The following is a 17130-nucleotide window of genomic DNA, read 5'->3' on the forward strand; positions in this document are numbered from 1 at the left end:
TACAACACAAGGCAATCAGAGACTGTTGTTTTTTTAACGGCCTGTCTGGCCGATTGGTATAGTAATGATGCAAGGCTCCTTTGACTAAAAAAGCTTATTTTATGTCAATATTACAGTTACTGAGATTGCCAATGACTGCTTGTCTCTCTTTCCATGTCATAGGTGGATGTTCAACTGGAATTTCAACCATGTCAATTGCACCGTCCACCGGACAAACGATCGAACATAAATTACATCCTACACAATCTTCTTCCCGCACTTTCAAATACTCTTCTCCATTTTCATTCGTTAAAATATCAATGCATTGATGTGAAGTATCTTCGCAGGAGATGTGACATTTATTACAATTAATGCAAACATCTGGGTTAATGCGAGCAACTACTTTATAATTAAGGTCGAGATCTCCCCAATCGGAATATTTATGAACGGATTTTCCGACAATGTCCATAACAGAGGCGATTCCTTTTTCATCCAAATAATTGTTCAGCCCTTCAATCATGTCTTCAACAATACGGAAGCCATGATGCATAGCTGCTGTACAGACTTGCACACCGGTTGCACCCATCAGCATAAATTCCACTGCATCTTTCCAAGTGGAGATGCCGCCGATTCCAGAAATCGGTACATGAATATACGGGTCTCGGGCACACTCTGCAACCATGTTCAAAGCGATCGGTTTAACAGCGGGACCGCAATAACCTCCATGTGTCCCCTTTCCTGCAACATGCGGAATCGTATTCCATGTGTCTAGATCAACTCCCATTAAGCTATTGATCGTATTGATCATGCTGACGGCATCGGCTCCTCCCCGAACAGCCGCTTCCGCCGTTGCAGTAATGTCTGTAATATTAGGAGTCAACTTGACGATGGCAGGTGTCTGTGCCACCTCTTTCACCCAATACGTTTGCTTTTCCACAAGTTCAGGTACTTGTCCTGAAGCTGACCCCATTCCCCGTTCCGCCATTCCGTGCGGACAGCCAAAATTTAGTTCAAGACCGTCCACTCCTACATCCTCTACTTTTTTCACGATTTCATGCCATTTTTCCCTTTTTGGTTCAACCATTAAAGATGCCACCACAGCTCGATCTGGGAAACGCTTTTTTGTTTCATAAATTTCTTTTAAATTTACTTCAAGCGGACGATCTGTAATCAACTCAATATTGTTAAAACCCGCTACACGCTGCCCATTAAAGCTTAAAGCTGCAAATCGGGATGATACGTTCAAAATCGGTTCGCCGAGCGTCTTCCACACCGCACCACCCCAACCAGCTTCAAACGCTCTTTGCACTTGATAGCCGGAATTGGTTGGAGGTGCAGAAGCAAGCCAAAATGGATTAGGAGATTTGATACCTGCTAAATTAATGCTTAAATCCGCCATTTTCTTGTCCCCCTTTGCTAAAAATAGCTAATCATTAAGCAGTTTCACTCACTGCTTTTGTTAAATATTGATGTAGAGCATATGCTGTCTCTTTCCCTTGTTGTGCAGCAGTGACAACCATTGCTTCACCTTTTCCTTTATCAAAAATGACATCACCACAAGCAAACACTTTTTGATTGGATGTTTGATATTTTCCTGGATGCACTTTCACCACGCCATCGTCATGCTCTAATCCAAATTCCTCAATAAGATCAACGTGACGTGTCTGACCGATTGCTTTAATCACTACGTCCACTCGCATCGTGAACTCCGATCCTTCAATGGGAACAGGGCGACGTCGTCCGTCTGCATCTGGCTCTTCTAACTTCATACGGACACATTCGATATGAGTCACTTTTCCATTTTCATCACCAACAATCCGCTTCGGTGCAGTTAACCAACGAAATTCCACGCCTTCTTGTTTTGCAAACTCGTATTCAAAATCGTACGCTGTCATTTCTTCTTTTGTACGACGATATAAAATTTTTACATTTTCTGCTCCTAAACGCACCGCACAAGTGGCACCATCAATCGCAGTGTTTCCGGCACCAATGACAGCAACTCTTTTTCCTACTAGCTTGTCAGTCAATTCTTTTGTTTTCGTCTCTTTTACAAATTCAATGGCATCATACACTCCATCCAAGTCCTCACCTTCAATACCTAACTGCGGAACTTTTCCCATACCGACAGCCAAAACAACTGAATCATACTGGTCCAAAATTTCCTTAGCAGAAATATCTTTTCCTACCCGCATATTAGTGCGAATTTCTACTCCTAAACGTTTGACTTGATTCACTTCCCAAAACGATACTTCTTGCGGAAGCCTGAAGGAAACGATGCCATACGTATTAAGTCCTCCCGCTTCCTTTTCCGCTTCAAAAATGGTAACAGTATATCCCATTCTCGCTAATTCTCTAGCAGCCGATAATCCTGCAGGACCACCACCGACAACAGCCACTGTTTTTCCGTTTTTATTTCCAGCTTTAAATAATACTTCTTCATTCCGGATCGCCCAGTCCGTCACATAGCGTTGTAATTTTCCAATCATGATCGGCTTAGTGGAATGATTCAAAACACAAGCACCTTCACACAACTCCTCTGTTGGACATACCCTTGCACAGCTAGCACCAACAGGATTAGACAACATAATTTTTTTTGCTGATCCTTTCAAGTTCCCAGTTGCCACTTTTTTGATAAAAGAAGGAATATCAATTCCTGTTGGACAAGATTTAACACAAGGCGGATCATAACAATATAAACATCGGTTAGCTTCTTCCACTGCTTCTCGGTCGGTTAAACCCTTTTCGACTTCGTGAAAGTTTTTTTCTAAATCAGAAAGTGAAACGTTCATCATAGACAACCCCCTTCTCTATTTTGAAAAAAATCTTTTTTTAAGTTTTTCTATGAACTAACGGCGTTGCCATATTAAAATTCTCCTCTGTTGATGGGAACGACATAACTCCATGTGCCGCTGCACAAACCGTTTGTTCAAACTTCATAAGTTTAGAGGATACCACCTCCCGTCGTCTGACAGATTAAATGCAATTTCCCAGTTTGCATCTTACAAATGTGTACTTCTATCTTGGCACATTCAGCATTTAACATTTGGATATTTTTGAATATTCTAAATTATCCAGTTTAATATTTTTTTACCATCCACATTTACTTAAACGGCTTGAAAACGATCATTTTTATGATTTGCTTTCTTCTAAAGAAAATTTCTTTTGTAAATTTAATACTGTTTCAAGCAATACATCTGCCCCTTTTGCACAATCTTCATACGGTGTGAACTCTTCTTCGCAATGACTTTTTCCGTTAATACTTGGAACAAATATCATTGCGGAAGGAATGATACTAGCAATAAACTGAGCATCATGACCAGCACCACTGTACAGCCTTATAGACGAATAACCAAATTTGTTGCTCGCTTGTTCGATTTGATCGCATAAGTCCGAATCAAATACAACCGTATCCCGCCCCCAAAGTTTTTCGACTTTAACAGTACAACCATTATCTTCTTTAGGCAAAGATTGTAAAATATCTTCTACTTGCTTAATTTTTTCTTCTTCTTTGTGCCGAGCTTCTACAGTGAACGTTACTTTATTTGGAATGACGGTATGAATATTTGGTGTAACCAAGACTCGTCCAACGGTATAAACTAACTCTTCATCTACTGTTCCTAGTTGTTCAATGATTGAAGATAAGAGTTTTACTGATAAAAAAAGGGGATCTTTTCTCATGCTCATCGGAGTCGTTCCCGCATGATCAGACTCTCCTGTAACAGTGACTTCGTAGCAAACCATCCCCAACACGCCTTCTACGACGCCAATCGTTTTGTTTTCCGTTTCTAACACCGGCCCTTGCTCAACGTGAAGTTCTATAAAAGCTAAAGCTTCTTTTAATCGATTTTCAACATCGCCTTCATAACCACTTTCCTTTAGAGCTTCACCAAAGGTGATCCCGTTTTTATCAGTCGATTGGAGCATTTTTTCTTTATCAAATTTGTTTGTAAGAACTCCCGAACTCATCATCGCAGGATCAAATCTAGCTCCTTCTTCATTCGTGAAGTTGACAATCGTTACAGGAATATCCAATTCTATGTTGTTTTCTTTTATCGTTCGAACAACTTCCAGTGCCGTTAAAACTCCTAAAACACCGTCAAAGCGTCCCCCTTTTTCTACAGAATCTAAATGGGATCCCATTACAATTGGGGGAAGGTCTTTTTTCCCGGGCAAAGTCGCATAAATATTGGCCATATCATCTACTTTTATTTCCATGCCTAGCGCTTTACAGCATTCGCAAAAATAGTCTCTTGCTTGAATATCTTCTTTTGACAAAGAAAGTCTTGTGACTCCGTTGTTTTTTGTCGCTCCGAATTTACTAAATTGTTCGATAGTTTCTTTTAAACGCTCAGCATTACATGTATACATCTTGTATTCCCTCACTTTCCATGTTATTTAACTTAACATATATTCCGTTTGAGAATATTTTAATGGATATTATTCTGATAGTATATGTAAAATAATATAAAAAAAATTATGCATTTGCATATATTATATGTCATATTTATTAACATGATAATTGGAGGAGGTTATTATGACGACAATTCGACATCTTCTTCTCGCACCTGAATTTCAACATCTTCAATTAATTGCAGGAAAAGATGGTTTAAACCGTAAATTGTCCGGCATCAATGTGATTGAAAGCGATGATTTAATTCAATTTTGTCGAGCGAACGAGTTAATCGTTACAACAGGCATACAAATGAAAAATAATACTCAAATGCTAGAACGCTTGGTAAAACGTTCTTTTGATAAAAAAGTGGCGGGGGTCATTATAAATGTGGGACCATATATTCCTGAAGTTCCTCCATCGATCATAGAATTTGCAGATAACAATCATTTCCCCCTTATTCAAATGGAATGGAAGTACAGGGTAGCTGATTTGTTAAAAAAAACCTTCGCCTTTATATCGATGGCTCAAAAAGAAGTGACTATGCATCAAGAGGAGGAAAAGATTTTATACAATTTATTGTTTCGCTTTAAACATCTCCAACAGCTTGTTGAAAAACAGTTGCAAAAAAGAGGAATATCCAAAGGGGCAGAATTAGGCATTATCGTTTGCACAACAAAAAATAATAAAAAATCCATTAATCAATATTTTGACATTATCCTCTATGAATTTCAGAACCGCTATCATGATTTTTTATCTTTAAAACATGACAATCAACTCATTTTTTTAATTGATAAAGCAAAGGTGAAAACTAACAGAATTCCTTTTTCTAAAACTGTTGAGAAAATCTATAATAAGGTCATTGAGAAGGACGGAGAATTAAATTTAATCATTGGTATGGGCAACTTTTATAATTCTCTAGGGAAAATGTCTAAAAGTTATAATGAAGCTCTAACTGTGATATTTTTATCACAAAAACATCGAAATCCATTTATCTTTAAGTACAAAGAAATTGGAGCCTACAAAATTATTTTAAGTGTACCAGATCATTCAATTCTTAAAACATTTCATCAAGATATGCTCGGTCCTCTCTATTTATATGACGAGCTGCATGAAACAGATTTTGTTGACTTTTTAAGAATTTTCCTTGAAGAAAACGGCAGTGCAAATAAGATTAGCAAACGACTCTTTATCCATCGAAATACGGTCACATATAAAATTCGTAAAATTGAAACGTTATTAGATGTAGATTTAAATAATACGTTTGCCCGCACTAATTTGAGCGTCGCTTTTATGATTGAAAATATTTTAAATCAGAATAAGTGACATGCTCCCACCATCAACGCTAACGCTAGTGGTGGGAGCTTCTCGGACCATCCCATCTCATGACGGGAAGAGCGATCCCCGTTTGTATCACGGTTTGCGGTCAAGTTAGGCTATCGCTAATGATGTTTATATTGATCGCCGCATTGACGCTTCATTCATAGCGAAAGGTTCGCCCAGAAAGCAATAGCGACTCCTTGACTTGACCGCAACACGAATACGTTTTGGATGATGGAAACTACTGGTCGATTGTGATCAGTTTCTCACTTTGTTCTTCTAATTTATATTGGAGCAATGTCATAAACATCCCCGACGCATGATCAGCAACACTTTTGCCGAATGAAGGGCTTTTGCCATTCCCTTCATGTTGAGATCTTCATTCACCACGCCGTCATACCGTTTCGTTAATTGGTGTGATGCCTTTGTGTAGAAAGCCTTTTCGTTAGTTTGCCATTTTTCCAACCCTTGGCAATCGAGAATCATTCACCATCGACATACAGCGTGTTCATCGGTTGATGGACGTATTCAGTGAGAATCGAAACAAAGTTTTAGAAATGGTGCAAGACTTGATCGACCACCATTCATCTCCCACTTTTACTGGCGCTGACGCACCTTCACGTTTAAAACTAAATATGAAATACGTTTTTGGATTGGGGAGAAAGGTTAGATATGTTGTGCAAGTGCACAATATAATTTGTCATAATATTCATTGTTTTCAACTTTTCCCGTTGATATGATGACATAAAATCAATTCATCATATCAATTAAAGGGGTCATGTAAAATGGATGAATTACTACAAATCAAAAATGATGATTCAAAGTATGTTTTACATTCTTGGTCAAAACAGAAGGGCTTAAATCCGAAAGTGATCACAAAAGCAGAAGGTGTATATTTTTGGGATGAGAATGGGCGACGTTACTTTGATATGTGTTCGCAATTAGTGTATTTAAACGTAGGCCATCAACATCCTAAAATGATAGAGAGTTTCCAACAAATTCGTAACTATCCCCTTGCTTCCCCTTCCTTTGCGACAAAACCTAAATCGGAATTAGCGAAAAAGATTATTGAATTATCACCATCTAATATGTCAAAAGTATTTTTCACTTCCGGTGGGGCGGAATCAAACGACCATGCTATTAAAATCGCTAAAATGGTGACTGGACGTTACAAAATTTTTTCTAGATATCGTTCATACCACGGGGCTACTTTCGGAGCCGGTAATCTCACTGGCGAAAGCCGTCGATTTTATGCTGAACCGGGTATACCGGGCTTTATCAAATTTGAAGTTCCTTATTTATATAGAGAAGTCATCGACTTTGACTCCGAAGAAGAAGCTACAGCTTATTATTTAGATAAATTAAGAAATCAAATTTTATATGAAGGTCCCCATTCCATTGCGGCAATTGTTTTAGAAACGATCCCTGGAAGTAACGGGGTCTTAATTCCTCCGAAAGGTTATTTAGAAGGCGTACGTGCCCTTTGCGACGAATTCGGCATTTTAATGATCTGTGATGAAGTCATGACCGGTTTCGGTAGAACAGGCAAGCCTTTTGCAGTAAATCATTTTGATTTCCAACCGGACATCATTACTTTTGCTAAAGGCGTTACATCTGGATATGCGCCTCTTGGAGGGGTGATTGTAAGCGATAAAGTGGCACGTTATTTTGATGAAAATATTCTAATGACCGGATTAACTTATAGTGGACATACGATATGTACACACATTGGATGTACTAACATACAAATTTATGAAGAAGAAAATCTTTTCAAAAATGCTGAGACAGTAGGAAAAACTTTGAAAAGCCGTTTAGAAAAATTGCTTGATTATTCTTCAGTTGGGGAAGTCCGTCATATCGGTTTATTTGCCGCGGTTGAATTAGTGAAAAATAAAGTCACGAAAGAGCCACTCATTCAATATGGGATGGATTACGGAAAAGATCCAGCGGGTCTTATGAGTCAATTTGTTCAACGTTTAATTTCCAACGGTTTTTACACCTATTCCCACGAATCAAGCGTCATTATCGCTCCTCCACTGATTATTACAGAACGTCAAATTCATGAAGCGATGGACCTTTTTGAACAAACTTTACAACAGTTCGAAAAAGAATGTTTGTCTGCACTAGCGTAAGGAGTGAAATAAAATGCAAGACTTTTACTATGAATTGCCAGTTCCTATTGAATTTGGAATAGGAAAAATCAACAAAATCCCAGAAATCATCGAAAAGTTCCAGTTTAAACGCGGACTATTAATTAGCACTCCCTCATTAGTTAAAAATGGCACTGCAGAAAAAATGATGAAATTATCAAAAGGCAAAATAAAAGAAATTTTTTCAGACATTCAGCCTAATCCTACGCTACAAAATACGGATAACTGTGCAAACATTTTACGGGAAAAGGCATACGATTTTGCAGTTGCTCTCGGCGGAGGAAGTATTTTAGACTGTGCAAAAGTGGCTTGTTATGTCGCCACTACAGATTTTTTGACAAAGGAATTTTTCTACAATAAGAAACCGATTCAGCATCCGTCAATTCCTTTAATCGCCATTCCTACAACTTCGGGTACAGCGAGTGAAATTACTTCTGTTTCAGTTTTGACAGACCCTGAAAAAGGAATAAAAAGACCTTTAGCCAGTTCGTATTTTTATCCGAAATATGCCTTGATAGACCCAGAACTAACCGTCAGTTGCCCTCCGAGTGTCACGGCAACAAGCGGCATCGATGTGCTCGCTCACGCTTTAGAAGCATTTTACAATAAAAGACACCAACCTTACACAGATATGATGGCTGAAAAAGCGGCGCAATTAGTATTTGATCATTTATTAACAGCATTTCATGAACCAAATAATTTAGAGGCCCGATCAAATATGAGTTTTGCATCTGTCACAGCAGGACTTGCTTTCAATTTAACGCAAACAGCTGCAGCCCATGCTTGCTCTTACCCGCTTACCCAAGATTATAATATTCCCCATGGAGAAGCATGCGCTTTTACATTAGCAGCTTTTTGGCGATTAAATAGTCAAAGCGATGATGAGAAAGTGCGAGAGCGTCTCCAAAGCTTTAGTCAACGGTTAGGATTTACTAATGCTGATGATTTGGCCAATCGAATTGATGAAATGAAAAAAGAAATGGGATTTCGTATGACGCTTGAAGATGTTGGTGTTACTTCTGAGAAGCAACTTGATCAACTTGTGAAAAAAAGCTTCGCTCCTAACATGCTTAACAATCCTGTTGAAATGGATCCTTCTTCTTTAAAACAGCTATATGAATCTTTGTAACTGCTTCTGTACAATCTCATTAATCGTTCACTTTAGTGAGCCAGATTGATGACAAACACCTCTGTTTTAAGCCAACAAGAAGAGAGACAGTGTGCTGAACTTGCCATTTTATGAAAAATAATAACAATCGATCTTTCGAACCACCTGACTTCCATAGCCAGGTGGCCAATTTTTTTAAATTCATGGCAGCAAAAGTAAGCATCGCCTGCAAGGACACTTTTTCCAATAATTGGAAAGTGATCCATCGCATGCCATGCTTCTCCTTAGCGTCTGCAAATACCCGTTCAATGGTTTCTTTCCTAAGTGTATACAGCCTTATTTTCTTCGGTGTGTCTCAAATGCTCTGCTTCTTCCACATCCGCCACCCAAATATGGCCACTGATGCGCTTGGTCACATCTTTTCTTTCCGTCCATCGCGATCGGTCCGGATTTGGAACGGTACCCGGGTGGTTGTTTCATAGTCTGAGACTTTATTTTGCGGACAGAGGTAACAATCATATCATCGCGTTTGCGGAAAAAATCGTCTTTTGTACGGGGGAGAGTATACGGCATGACCGGACGAATGTTGCGTTCCAAGCACCATTTGGCGTGCTTGATATTTTTGGCTCTCTTTCTGAATCGCGGTTTTGATGAACTTATGCTTATTGGCACCGGCTTTGACCGGCGCCAAGGTCGATCAACCAAATGTCAGGGTCCACCAAACCATGACGAACCGCTTCTTCCAAAATGCGTTGGAAGATGGTTTCAAACAGGTTAGTGCCGCGAAAACGGCGGGCATCATTTTTCCCAAAGGTGGAGAAGTGAGGAATGGGTTGAGTAAAGTCATAACCGATAAACCAACGATAGGCGACGTTCGTTTCAATTTCTTTAATGGTTTGGCGCATGGAACGGATTCCAAACAGATACTGGATAAGGACAATTTTGATGAGCACAACCGGACCGATACGGGGACGTCCGGTATGAGGACTGTATTGATCTTGAACCAAATCATAAATGAAACTGAAGTCAATCGCTTGGTCGATTTTTCGAAGCAAATGATCTTGAGGAACCAAATCTTCCAAGGAGAAAAAAGCGATTTGATAACGTCCTTCAATGTGATTTTTTCTTTCCCTTCACATCACCTCAATGTTGAATCACTCTTTAATCATTTCGACAAAAAAAGCCTGAAGACCTGCTTCTTGTGAAGCTTTTGTCTACAGGCTGATCTGTAGGTAACTTTCCTACAGGTATGTTTCCATCATCAATATCCATTATTGTCGGAAATTAAATCGCTTTTCACAATCTGCACACCACTGCTTGTACCGATACGCGAAGCTCCGGACTCGATCATTTTTATGGCTGTTTTTCTATCTCGTATTCCTCCTGATGCTTTAACTCCCATTCGATCACCTACTACCTTTCGCAGCAATGTTACATCTTCGACCGTCGCAACACCTGATGCTAATCCTGTAGATGTTTTTACAAAATGTGCACCAGCCTCTTTCGACAATAAACAAGCCCGTTTCTTTTCCTCTTTTGTCAATAGACAAGTTTCCAATATAACTTTCACGATTTTTCCCTGTGCGGCTTTCACTACATCTTCTATGTCTTGGGATACCCCTTGATCGTTCCTTTCCTTTAAAGCTCCGACATTCATTACCATGTCAATTTCATCTGCACCGTTTTGAATAGCCTCTTCCGTCTCCTTGACTTTGATGATGGTTGTATTTGCACCAAGGGGAAAGCCGATGACCATGCACACATTTATTCTTGTACCCATTAATAGGTTAGACGCCAGTGGAACAAAATACGGGTTAACACAAACAGAAGCAAATCGATAGTTTATTGCCTCTTCACATAGCTTTTCAATGTCTTTTCCGGTTGCCTCAGGCTTCAATAATGTATGATCAATGTATGAAGAAATATTATCCATAGGAATCCCCCTATTTCATTGATGCAAAAACTGTTTTTTCATCAAAATAATCTTTCGCATTAGAAGCATCAATCAAACCAGTACCTCCATCAATGTACTCTTTGACTTCTTCACCTTCTGCAACTTTTATAGACGTCTCCACTACTAATTGCCCCAACTTTGCTGGATCATTTAAAACCGTTGCATGATGCTTGCCATCGACAATGGCTTTTACTGCTTCTGTGAGCCCATCAATACCTACAATTTTTATCTTGTCCAACATGTTTGACTGTTCTAAGACCTGAAGGGCTCCGAGAGCCATATCATCATTATGGGCATAAACCAAATTGACATCTGGGTGGGCTTGAAGAAGATCTTGAAATGCTTTGACGGCTTTAGAACGAACATAGTCACAATAAGGTCCTTCGATGATCTCAATGCCTGCTTCTTTTTCCACAATTTCATGAAACCCGTCATGACGATCTTTCATCACTTTACCGCCTGCATCTCCCTGCAGTTCAATAATTTTTCCTTTTGCTTTTCCTTCACCGCCAAGCAGTTCAACCGCTTTTTTTCCTGCAATTCTACCCATTTCCTTATTATCTCGACCAATAAAAGCTGTTACCTCTTCTTCAGTGGGACGGTCCACTGTAATCACTGGAATATTTGCTTGTTTCGCTGCTTGTAGCACCGGCGCAACGGCTGTCGGATGTGTAGGATTTATTACCAAAACATCAATACCTTTTGTAATCAAATCCTGCACGTCCCGATTTTGTTTTTCTATATCATTCTGTGCGTCGATAGCAATCAATTCAACTCCTTGCTTTTCTGCTTCTGCTTTTGCAGCATCTACTAAAGATACATAAAATGGAGACTCTAGCGTAACCTGTGAAAACTCTATAACCACATTGTCATTTTCTTGAGAGGAATCGGAAGTTTGCCCCTCACCGTTTTCTGATAATCCATCAGTTTGCTGGGAGTTTGTACATCCTGCCAAAAGAAGACTTGAACATAATAACGTAGCTAGAAGTAAACGTAACAAGCTAAAATTTTTCATTTGATATTCTCCTCTCTTAATCTGATTTTTTAACAACAAATCGATTCAATACTAAAGCCAGAACAATTATTATCCCCATGAAGATCGACTGATAATAAGACGACAAACCTAACAGATTGAAAATATTCGTGATAATACTTAACAACAAAACACCAATAAACGTCCCGCCAACACCTCCAATTCCGCCAAATAAACTTGTTCCGTCTAGGACTACCGCTGCGATAGCATCCAATTCAATTCCCTTCCCAGCGGTAGGCTGAGCCACCGTCAGCCATGATGTAAGGACAACTCCTGTCAAGGCGGACATGGCTCCACAAATAACATAAGCTGCAATAATATATCGGTTCACCTCAATACCCGATAAATAGGCAGATTGGGGGTTCCCTCCAATCGCATATAGTTTGCGTCCAAACGTAGTATAATGCAAAACGAAAATTCCGATAATAGTTAATAATATCCACAAAATCCCAGAAACAGGAACTTTATTATCAATAATATTACCTCCAAGAAATCGAATAGAAGGTGGCAAATTATGAATGGGTTCCCCATCTGTCAATAGCAGTGCGATACCCCTGGCTGCTACCATCATTGCCAACGTTGCAATAAATGCTGGAACCTTCAACTTAGTGGAAACAATACCGTTAATCCAACCGAGCATTCCCCCGGCTAGTATTGCCATGATTATTGCAAAGAAAGTTCCTGTACCGTTGGTAACAAGGATACCTAAAACCATGCTGGATAATGCCAAGACTGAACCAACCGAAAGATCGATCCCAGCGACAATGATGACAAAAGTCATCCCCAAGCTAATAATTCCTACAACCGATGACTGCTGTAACAAATTCATAAGGTTTTGAAAGGATAAAAACTTGGGAGACAGCAATGACCCAACAGCTATAAAAATTACCAATAAAATAAATAGATTAACCCATGGTGCTAGTTGAGCGTCAACGCTCAACTAGCCCAAGAACAACGAGCGAATAGGCCAATAAAATGGCATCAAGCGCCGTTTCAAATCCAGAGATCGAATTGGCGCGAATTTTCGTGATCCGAAATGAATCCACTAAAACCGAGAACGCGGTTTCGACGATTTTGCGTTTTCGCTTCATCCATTGTTTCCATTCTTTTGATTGCACCACACGTTGATTTTTTCGGGCAGGCGTCCAAAAAGCGATCTTGTATTCATCGTACAGCTTCTTTTGCAGGGCTTGGCTCACATATCCTTTGTCGCCAAGTGTATATGGATGAGGAAGTTGAGTCATCACTGTTTCCGCAGCTGTCCGATCGTGGCAGGATGCCTCGGTCAGGACATATCCCATCGGAAGCGCTTGGTCGGTAATCTGAAGATGAAGCTTAAACCCATAGTAAACCATCTTTTTGGATGCACAATACCCAATATCTGCGATTCCTTGAAATCGTTTGACGCGATACATTCGTGCGTGGTGGCAGAGTTCAATGGGTAAGCTGTCCACTACCGCATAAGCGTGATGTTGTCCACGTTTGGCGAGTTGGTGACGAATCCATTTGATCGCCCAACGCAAAGAACGGCATCGACGGTTGTATCGAGAGCGCTCTAGGAACTTTTCCTTGGTGAACAGGTTTCCAATGACAAATCGATGCCAAGCCCGTTCCGAAGTAAAACCCAGCAATTTTCCAAGAACGTGAATGGCGATGATAACCTCATCCTCTTGCTTCAACAAATGACGATTTCGACGTTGCAAATACATCTGAATACAAGACAGTTGTGCTGATACAACGAATAAGATCGCGGTATATTGCTTTTGAATTTTTGCTTGAATAGATTACTGTAGTTGAGCAATTTTCGTTACAATAATTACCATTTAAAAAGGGAAAACAGGGTACCCCTTATGCCACATGGAGCTGTTTTTTCACAATGTCCATTGGAATATTTTGCTTCGCTGCACGGTAAATAAACGCCACGAGGCTATGTCCTTTTTTCTTGCGCAGAAGATCGAGTCCATCCGAAACATCACTGTTCGACTCGAACATGCTGTACACATAAGTAAGTTGTACCAAGATCCAATACCGTTTCACCGCCCGACACTTGCGAACACGGTACCCATCAAGCTTCAGCTGGTCTTTCGCTTGTCGAAAAAAGCATTCGATCGACCACCGCTCGGTATAATAGCGTAGGATGTCTTCATTGCTCAGTTCCCGATTGGTGCTCATGACACAACGAAGATGTTCAGGTGTCATCGGTTGATCCGCTTTCCAAGTGAGCAACACCACCGCATCATCAAGACCTTTGAGCGCGCCTTCGTAACAATACACACGATAACGTTCTTCTCCCACCGTGACGAGGTGAGTATCTTGTGGTTTAAGTATCGGGCCAATTTTTTTGCTTGAATTGCTAAGCCCTTAGGATAAAGAATCCGATTGGTCTTGAGCATGGCGATGACGTGGAATCCCTTTTTCAGACAAGCTTCCACGAGCGTTTGCGATGGATACCAAGAATCCATCAGCACATAAACGGGACAGTGCACATCCAGAGAAGAAAGCATCTCAATGGCCAGTTTCCCTTTGCTTTTCCCAGCCGTCTTGTCATAGAGGCGAAACGAAAAAGGAAAAGCTTGGGTCATTGTATGAACCATGAGCCAAACGAGAGAATGTCCCCAGACGGACTTTTTGTCAGTGTGGGAATAATGCCAATCACATCCTTGAATGATGCGTGTTGCCCGTGACGAAGGCTTTGTTTTTTGGCAAATGGTATCGTCGATCGAAACAAAAAGGGGGGAATTCTCTCGTTTCGACCTGCGTTCGACACGGCGAAGGATCCATTGCTGTAGTTTGTGAAGCAACGTCTCTTCCTCCCAAGGGCTTTTCGTGAAAAAATGACTGAGTGTCGTGCGATGGTTCGGATGAAAGCTCCCATGATGTAGATCGGTCAACGTTCCCGAAAAACCTTTCGTCACCATCGCATCCACGATATGAACGAGATGCTTCATCACTGGCTTTGAAAAATGAAGTGTCAACCCTAACATCTCCAAAAACTTGTGAATTCCTTGATGATGTGCTAGTCTATTCATGAGACATGAACCTCCTTGTGGATAGTTGTGGCACATCTATTCTAATCAAGGAACCGGGTTCATGTCTCTTCTTTTGTTTATTTGTAAATTTATGTTAGCGAATTTGCTCATCTACAGTTTATTACTTAAAGGTTCACTGATTTGATTTTAGAATCCGAACTGAAATGGATTTTGAAGAAATGCCACTGTGAAGGACAAAAATAATCTAATAAAATTTATAAACGTCCTTCATGGAGGTGATGGAATCCAAAAAAAGGAAATTGCATATACTGAATGTCCGTCATAACTTTTGAAAGACAGAATGAAAATGGCGTGCATAGAAAAAGTCCTGTTTTTTGCAAAATAAAAGTGCAGAGAATTGCAAAATCCTTATGCAGTGATATGCAATGGGGCTTTACATGGAGGAGGAGCCATGATAACCTTTTTTGGTTTTGCCAAAACTGTTGAAGCTGGCGCTTGGCTAAAGAATCATGGCTACAGAGGATCCATGTCAAGCCCTTGATGGATAGATCACATATATGTATATTTATTCAAAATTTTGATAAAGATATACTGCAACACTCTGTATTTTTTTCTTGCAGAAAACAAAGTCCTTCATAAGATTCCCGAAGGACATAAACAAGATAGGGAAACATAGGAAAAGCAGTTGTCCAGAAAGCCAAAATCTTTTGGAAACGAAAAACATAAACATTGAATATTGAAAGGGCACCTATAAGCCGAAAAAATCGACTACTTTGACAGCCACTTTTGCCATTATGATTCGGCTTCTTTTCGGCAATAGGAACGCCATCCTCCAAAATCTGTAATATCCTCGAATCGATTGGCGATATACGCCTTCCAAAAGAAAGCCCGACACTTTGTTTCCGTTGATCAGTTCTACTGTTCCTATACTCTAAAGGATTTGTATCCCTAATTTTTTACAGAATACTAAAACCATTTCTTCTTGCCTCTCTTTTTATCGATGACAGCTAAAGCTCTAATGGGAAATTTATCAATAAACGGTTCTACTGAAATGCTATAATGTGCCTCAATATCTTTTTTTAATTGATCGCGTAATTCTGTCAATTTGTTCACTATATAATCCATCTTAAATACAGGATCAAACGGTTCCTTTCTCCAAATAGATGTGAGTCGAGCCTTATCGTTATTGTCAAAAGGGATGATTGAAATCAACGGCTCATCTTCGTCAATTTCAAGAGTATAATAATGAAATTCCGGGATATCATATTTGTCACTTTCGATAATGGCGAGCCATCTCTCTAGGTATAAATAAAACTCCAACAATGCGATATCATCTCGGAAATAGGAGATTCCATCTACTTTTATGTCAAAATCTCCACTAACTCTAAGCACAATGGCAGCATTCTTTTTCAACTTTTTAGGAATATAAGATTCATCGGTTGTAAAGTGATAGACAAATTCTATTTGACTGGATATGCTGTCCATATTTCACCATCCCACCCTACTACAATTTTTATTTTTTCTGACCTTTTGTACCTATTACTTTACCAAGGTCCGCTATAACTACAAATGACAAATCCGCATTCTTTTTTTCTTCCTCTGGATTTAAAGAATAAGATGCGTTCTTAGAATTTAATCCTTCTTTAACCCAATTACGTATTTGGCTTTTATCAGTAGTATTGAATTTAGAAAAATTACCTCCAGCATTTTTTAAATGCTTATTACTTACATTGAATTTGGAAACTTTACTTTTTGCTGCTTTAACGGCTGCCTTTGCAAATGTGTTAAGAACGGCTTTAGAGCTTTTTATCGACTTAACGATAAGTTTTTTTCCAAATTTTTTTATGGCATACTTGATTCCATGTTTTGCAACTACTCCGATTATAACCGCCGGCAGAACCGAAGCTTGAGCATCAATGGTATTGATCTGGTAAGATTCTCCAGTATCTTGATCAATGAGTGTTGCAATAAAATCGGTGCCGTCAATTTCTTGCAACACTACATCAAAATGTTGAGTAATGATTTCTCCATTCTCTAATGATACTAGCAACCGCTGTACCATGTCCGTATGAATCTATTTGATTATTTTTCTCGTTGAACCTTTTTGATACTTTGACACGAGCCTTTTCTTCATCAATTCCACTATCAATAATGGCAATTTTTATAGGTGTGTCTGTTAAAGAGTTAGGATCAGCATATTCCTTCT

Annotated in this window: 12 protein-coding genes and 2 pseudogenes; 3 read left to right on the forward strand and 11 right to left on the reverse strand. The window is 39.6% G+C overall.

Annotation, left to right across the window (positions count from 1 at the left end; genetic code table 11):
- Positions 1 to 94: 94 nt before the first annotated feature.
- The 3 genes from preA to AC0KTX_RS06675 form a co-directional block, all read right to left on the reverse strand.
- Positions 95 to 1378 (reverse strand): NAD-dependent dihydropyrimidine dehydrogenase subunit PreA, encoded by a 1284-nt coding sequence (preA, locus tag AC0KTX_RS06665; RefSeq protein ID WP_474251444.1) that lies wholly within the window; start codon positions 1376 to 1378, stop codon positions 95 to 97.
- A gap of 34 nt (positions 1379 to 1412) precedes the next feature.
- Positions 1413 to 2768, reverse strand: a complete 1356-nt coding sequence (locus AC0KTX_RS06670) for an NAD(P)-dependent oxidoreductase (protein ID WP_474251445.1) — start codon at positions 2766 to 2768, stop codon at positions 1413 to 1415.
- Positions 2769 to 3108: 340 nt separating this feature from the next.
- Positions 3109 to 4347, reverse strand: coding sequence for a Zn-dependent hydrolase (locus tag AC0KTX_RS06675; protein WP_094245140.1), 1239 nt, complete (start codon positions 4345 to 4347; stop codon positions 3109 to 3111).
- Between the two features lie 166 nt (positions 4348 to 4513).
- Between AC0KTX_RS06675 and AC0KTX_RS06680 the strand changes: the two genes are divergently transcribed.
- From AC0KTX_RS06680 to AC0KTX_RS06690, 3 genes are all read left to right on the forward strand, one after another.
- The gene (locus AC0KTX_RS06680) at positions 4514 to 5695 is read left to right on the forward strand and encodes a PucR family transcriptional regulator (protein WP_340854825.1); all 1182 of its coding nucleotides are present in this window, start codon (positions 4514 to 4516) and stop codon (positions 5693 to 5695) included.
- Positions 5696 to 6474: 779 nt separating this feature from the next.
- Positions 6475 to 7821 carry an aminotransferase class III-fold pyridoxal phosphate-dependent enzyme gene (locus AC0KTX_RS06685; protein WP_474251446.1) on the forward strand — a complete coding sequence of 449 codons (1347 nt, stop codon included), beginning with the start codon at positions 6475 to 6477 and terminating at the stop codon, positions 7819 to 7821.
- A 13-nt stretch (positions 7822 to 7834) separates the two neighbouring features.
- Positions 7835 to 8968 (forward strand): iron-containing alcohol dehydrogenase family protein, encoded by a 1134-nt coding sequence (locus AC0KTX_RS06690; RefSeq protein ID WP_094245137.1) that lies wholly within the window; start codon positions 7835 to 7837, stop codon positions 8966 to 8968.
- A gap of 214 nt (positions 8969 to 9182) precedes the next feature.
- Here the strand turns inward: AC0KTX_RS06690 and AC0KTX_RS06695 are convergent.
- The 8 genes and pseudogenes from AC0KTX_RS06695 to AC0KTX_RS06730 all read right to left on the reverse strand — a co-directional run.
- A pseudogene (locus AC0KTX_RS06695) lies at positions 9183 to 10062 on the reverse strand (transposase); the annotation flags it as partial.
- A gap of 146 nt (positions 10063 to 10208) precedes the next feature.
- Positions 10209 to 10880 (reverse strand): deoxyribose-phosphate aldolase, encoded by a 672-nt coding sequence (gene deoC, locus AC0KTX_RS06700; protein WP_474251447.1) that lies wholly within the window; start codon positions 10878 to 10880, stop codon positions 10209 to 10211.
- Positions 10881 to 10890: 10 nt separating this feature from the next.
- Positions 10891 to 11916 (reverse strand): substrate-binding domain-containing protein, encoded by a 1026-nt coding sequence (locus tag AC0KTX_RS06705; RefSeq protein WP_474251448.1) that lies wholly within the window; start codon positions 11914 to 11916, stop codon positions 10891 to 10893.
- A 16-nt stretch (positions 11917 to 11932) separates the two neighbouring features.
- Positions 11933 to 12874 (reverse strand): ABC transporter permease, encoded by a 942-nt coding sequence (locus tag AC0KTX_RS06710; protein WP_474251449.1) that lies wholly within the window; start codon positions 12872 to 12874, stop codon positions 11933 to 11935.
- Positions 12864 to 13715, reverse strand: coding sequence for an IS982 family transposase (locus AC0KTX_RS06715; RefSeq protein ID WP_474251535.1), 852 nt, complete (start codon positions 13713 to 13715; stop codon positions 12864 to 12866). The genes AC0KTX_RS06710 and AC0KTX_RS06715 overlap by 11 nt, the downstream gene beginning before the upstream one ends.
- 67 nt (positions 13716 to 13782) lie before the next feature.
- Positions 13783 to 14963: pseudogene (locus AC0KTX_RS06720) on the reverse strand (IS701 family transposase).
- 927 nt (positions 14964 to 15890) lie between these two features.
- Positions 15891 to 16409: a DUF7878 domain-containing protein gene (locus AC0KTX_RS06725; RefSeq protein WP_474251450.1), complete on the reverse strand. Its 519-nt coding sequence runs from the start codon at positions 16407 to 16409 to the stop codon at positions 15891 to 15893.
- Between the two features lie 28 nt (positions 16410 to 16437).
- Entirely contained in the window at positions 16438 to 16986 is a 549-nt protein-coding gene (locus AC0KTX_RS06730) for an SAR2788 family putative toxin (protein ID WP_130156700.1), read from the reverse strand.
- Between the last annotated feature and the right edge of the window lie 144 nt (positions 16987 to 17130).

Source organism: Aeribacillus sp. JST-2 (genome assembly GCF_056032925.1).

Coding starts and splice junctions, on each gene's coding strand:
- preA (WP_474251444.1), bottom strand. CDS start 1,378: ATGGCGGATTTAAGCATTAATTTAGCAGGTATCAAATCTCCTAATCCA.
- AC0KTX_RS06670 (WP_474251445.1), bottom strand. CDS start 2,768: ATGAACGTTTCACTTTCTGATTTAGAAAAAAACTTTCACGAAGTCGAA.
- AC0KTX_RS06675 (WP_094245140.1), bottom strand. CDS start 4,347: ATGTATACATGTAATGCTGAGCGTTTAAAAGAAACTATCGAACAATTT.
- AC0KTX_RS06680 (WP_340854825.1), top strand. CDS start 4,514: ATGACGACAATTCGACATCTTCTTCTCGCACCTGAATTTCAACATCTT.
- AC0KTX_RS06685 (WP_474251446.1), top strand. CDS start 6,475: ATGGATGAATTACTACAAATCAAAAATGATGATTCAAAGTATGTTTTA.
- AC0KTX_RS06690 (WP_094245137.1), top strand. CDS start 7,835: ATGCAAGACTTTTACTATGAATTGCCAGTTCCTATTGAATTTGGAATA.
- deoC (WP_474251447.1), bottom strand. CDS start 10,880: ATGGATAATATTTCTTCATACATTGATCATACATTATTGAAGCCTGAG.
- AC0KTX_RS06705 (WP_474251448.1), bottom strand. CDS start 11,916: ATGAAAAATTTTAGCTTGTTACGTTTACTTCTAGCTACGTTATTATGT.
- AC0KTX_RS06725 (WP_474251450.1), bottom strand. CDS start 16,409: ATGGACAGCATATCCAGTCAAATAGAATTTGTCTATCACTTTACAACC.
- AC0KTX_RS06730 (WP_130156700.1), bottom strand. CDS start 16,986: ATGGTACAGCGGTTGCTAGTATCATTAGAGAATGGAGAAATCATTACT.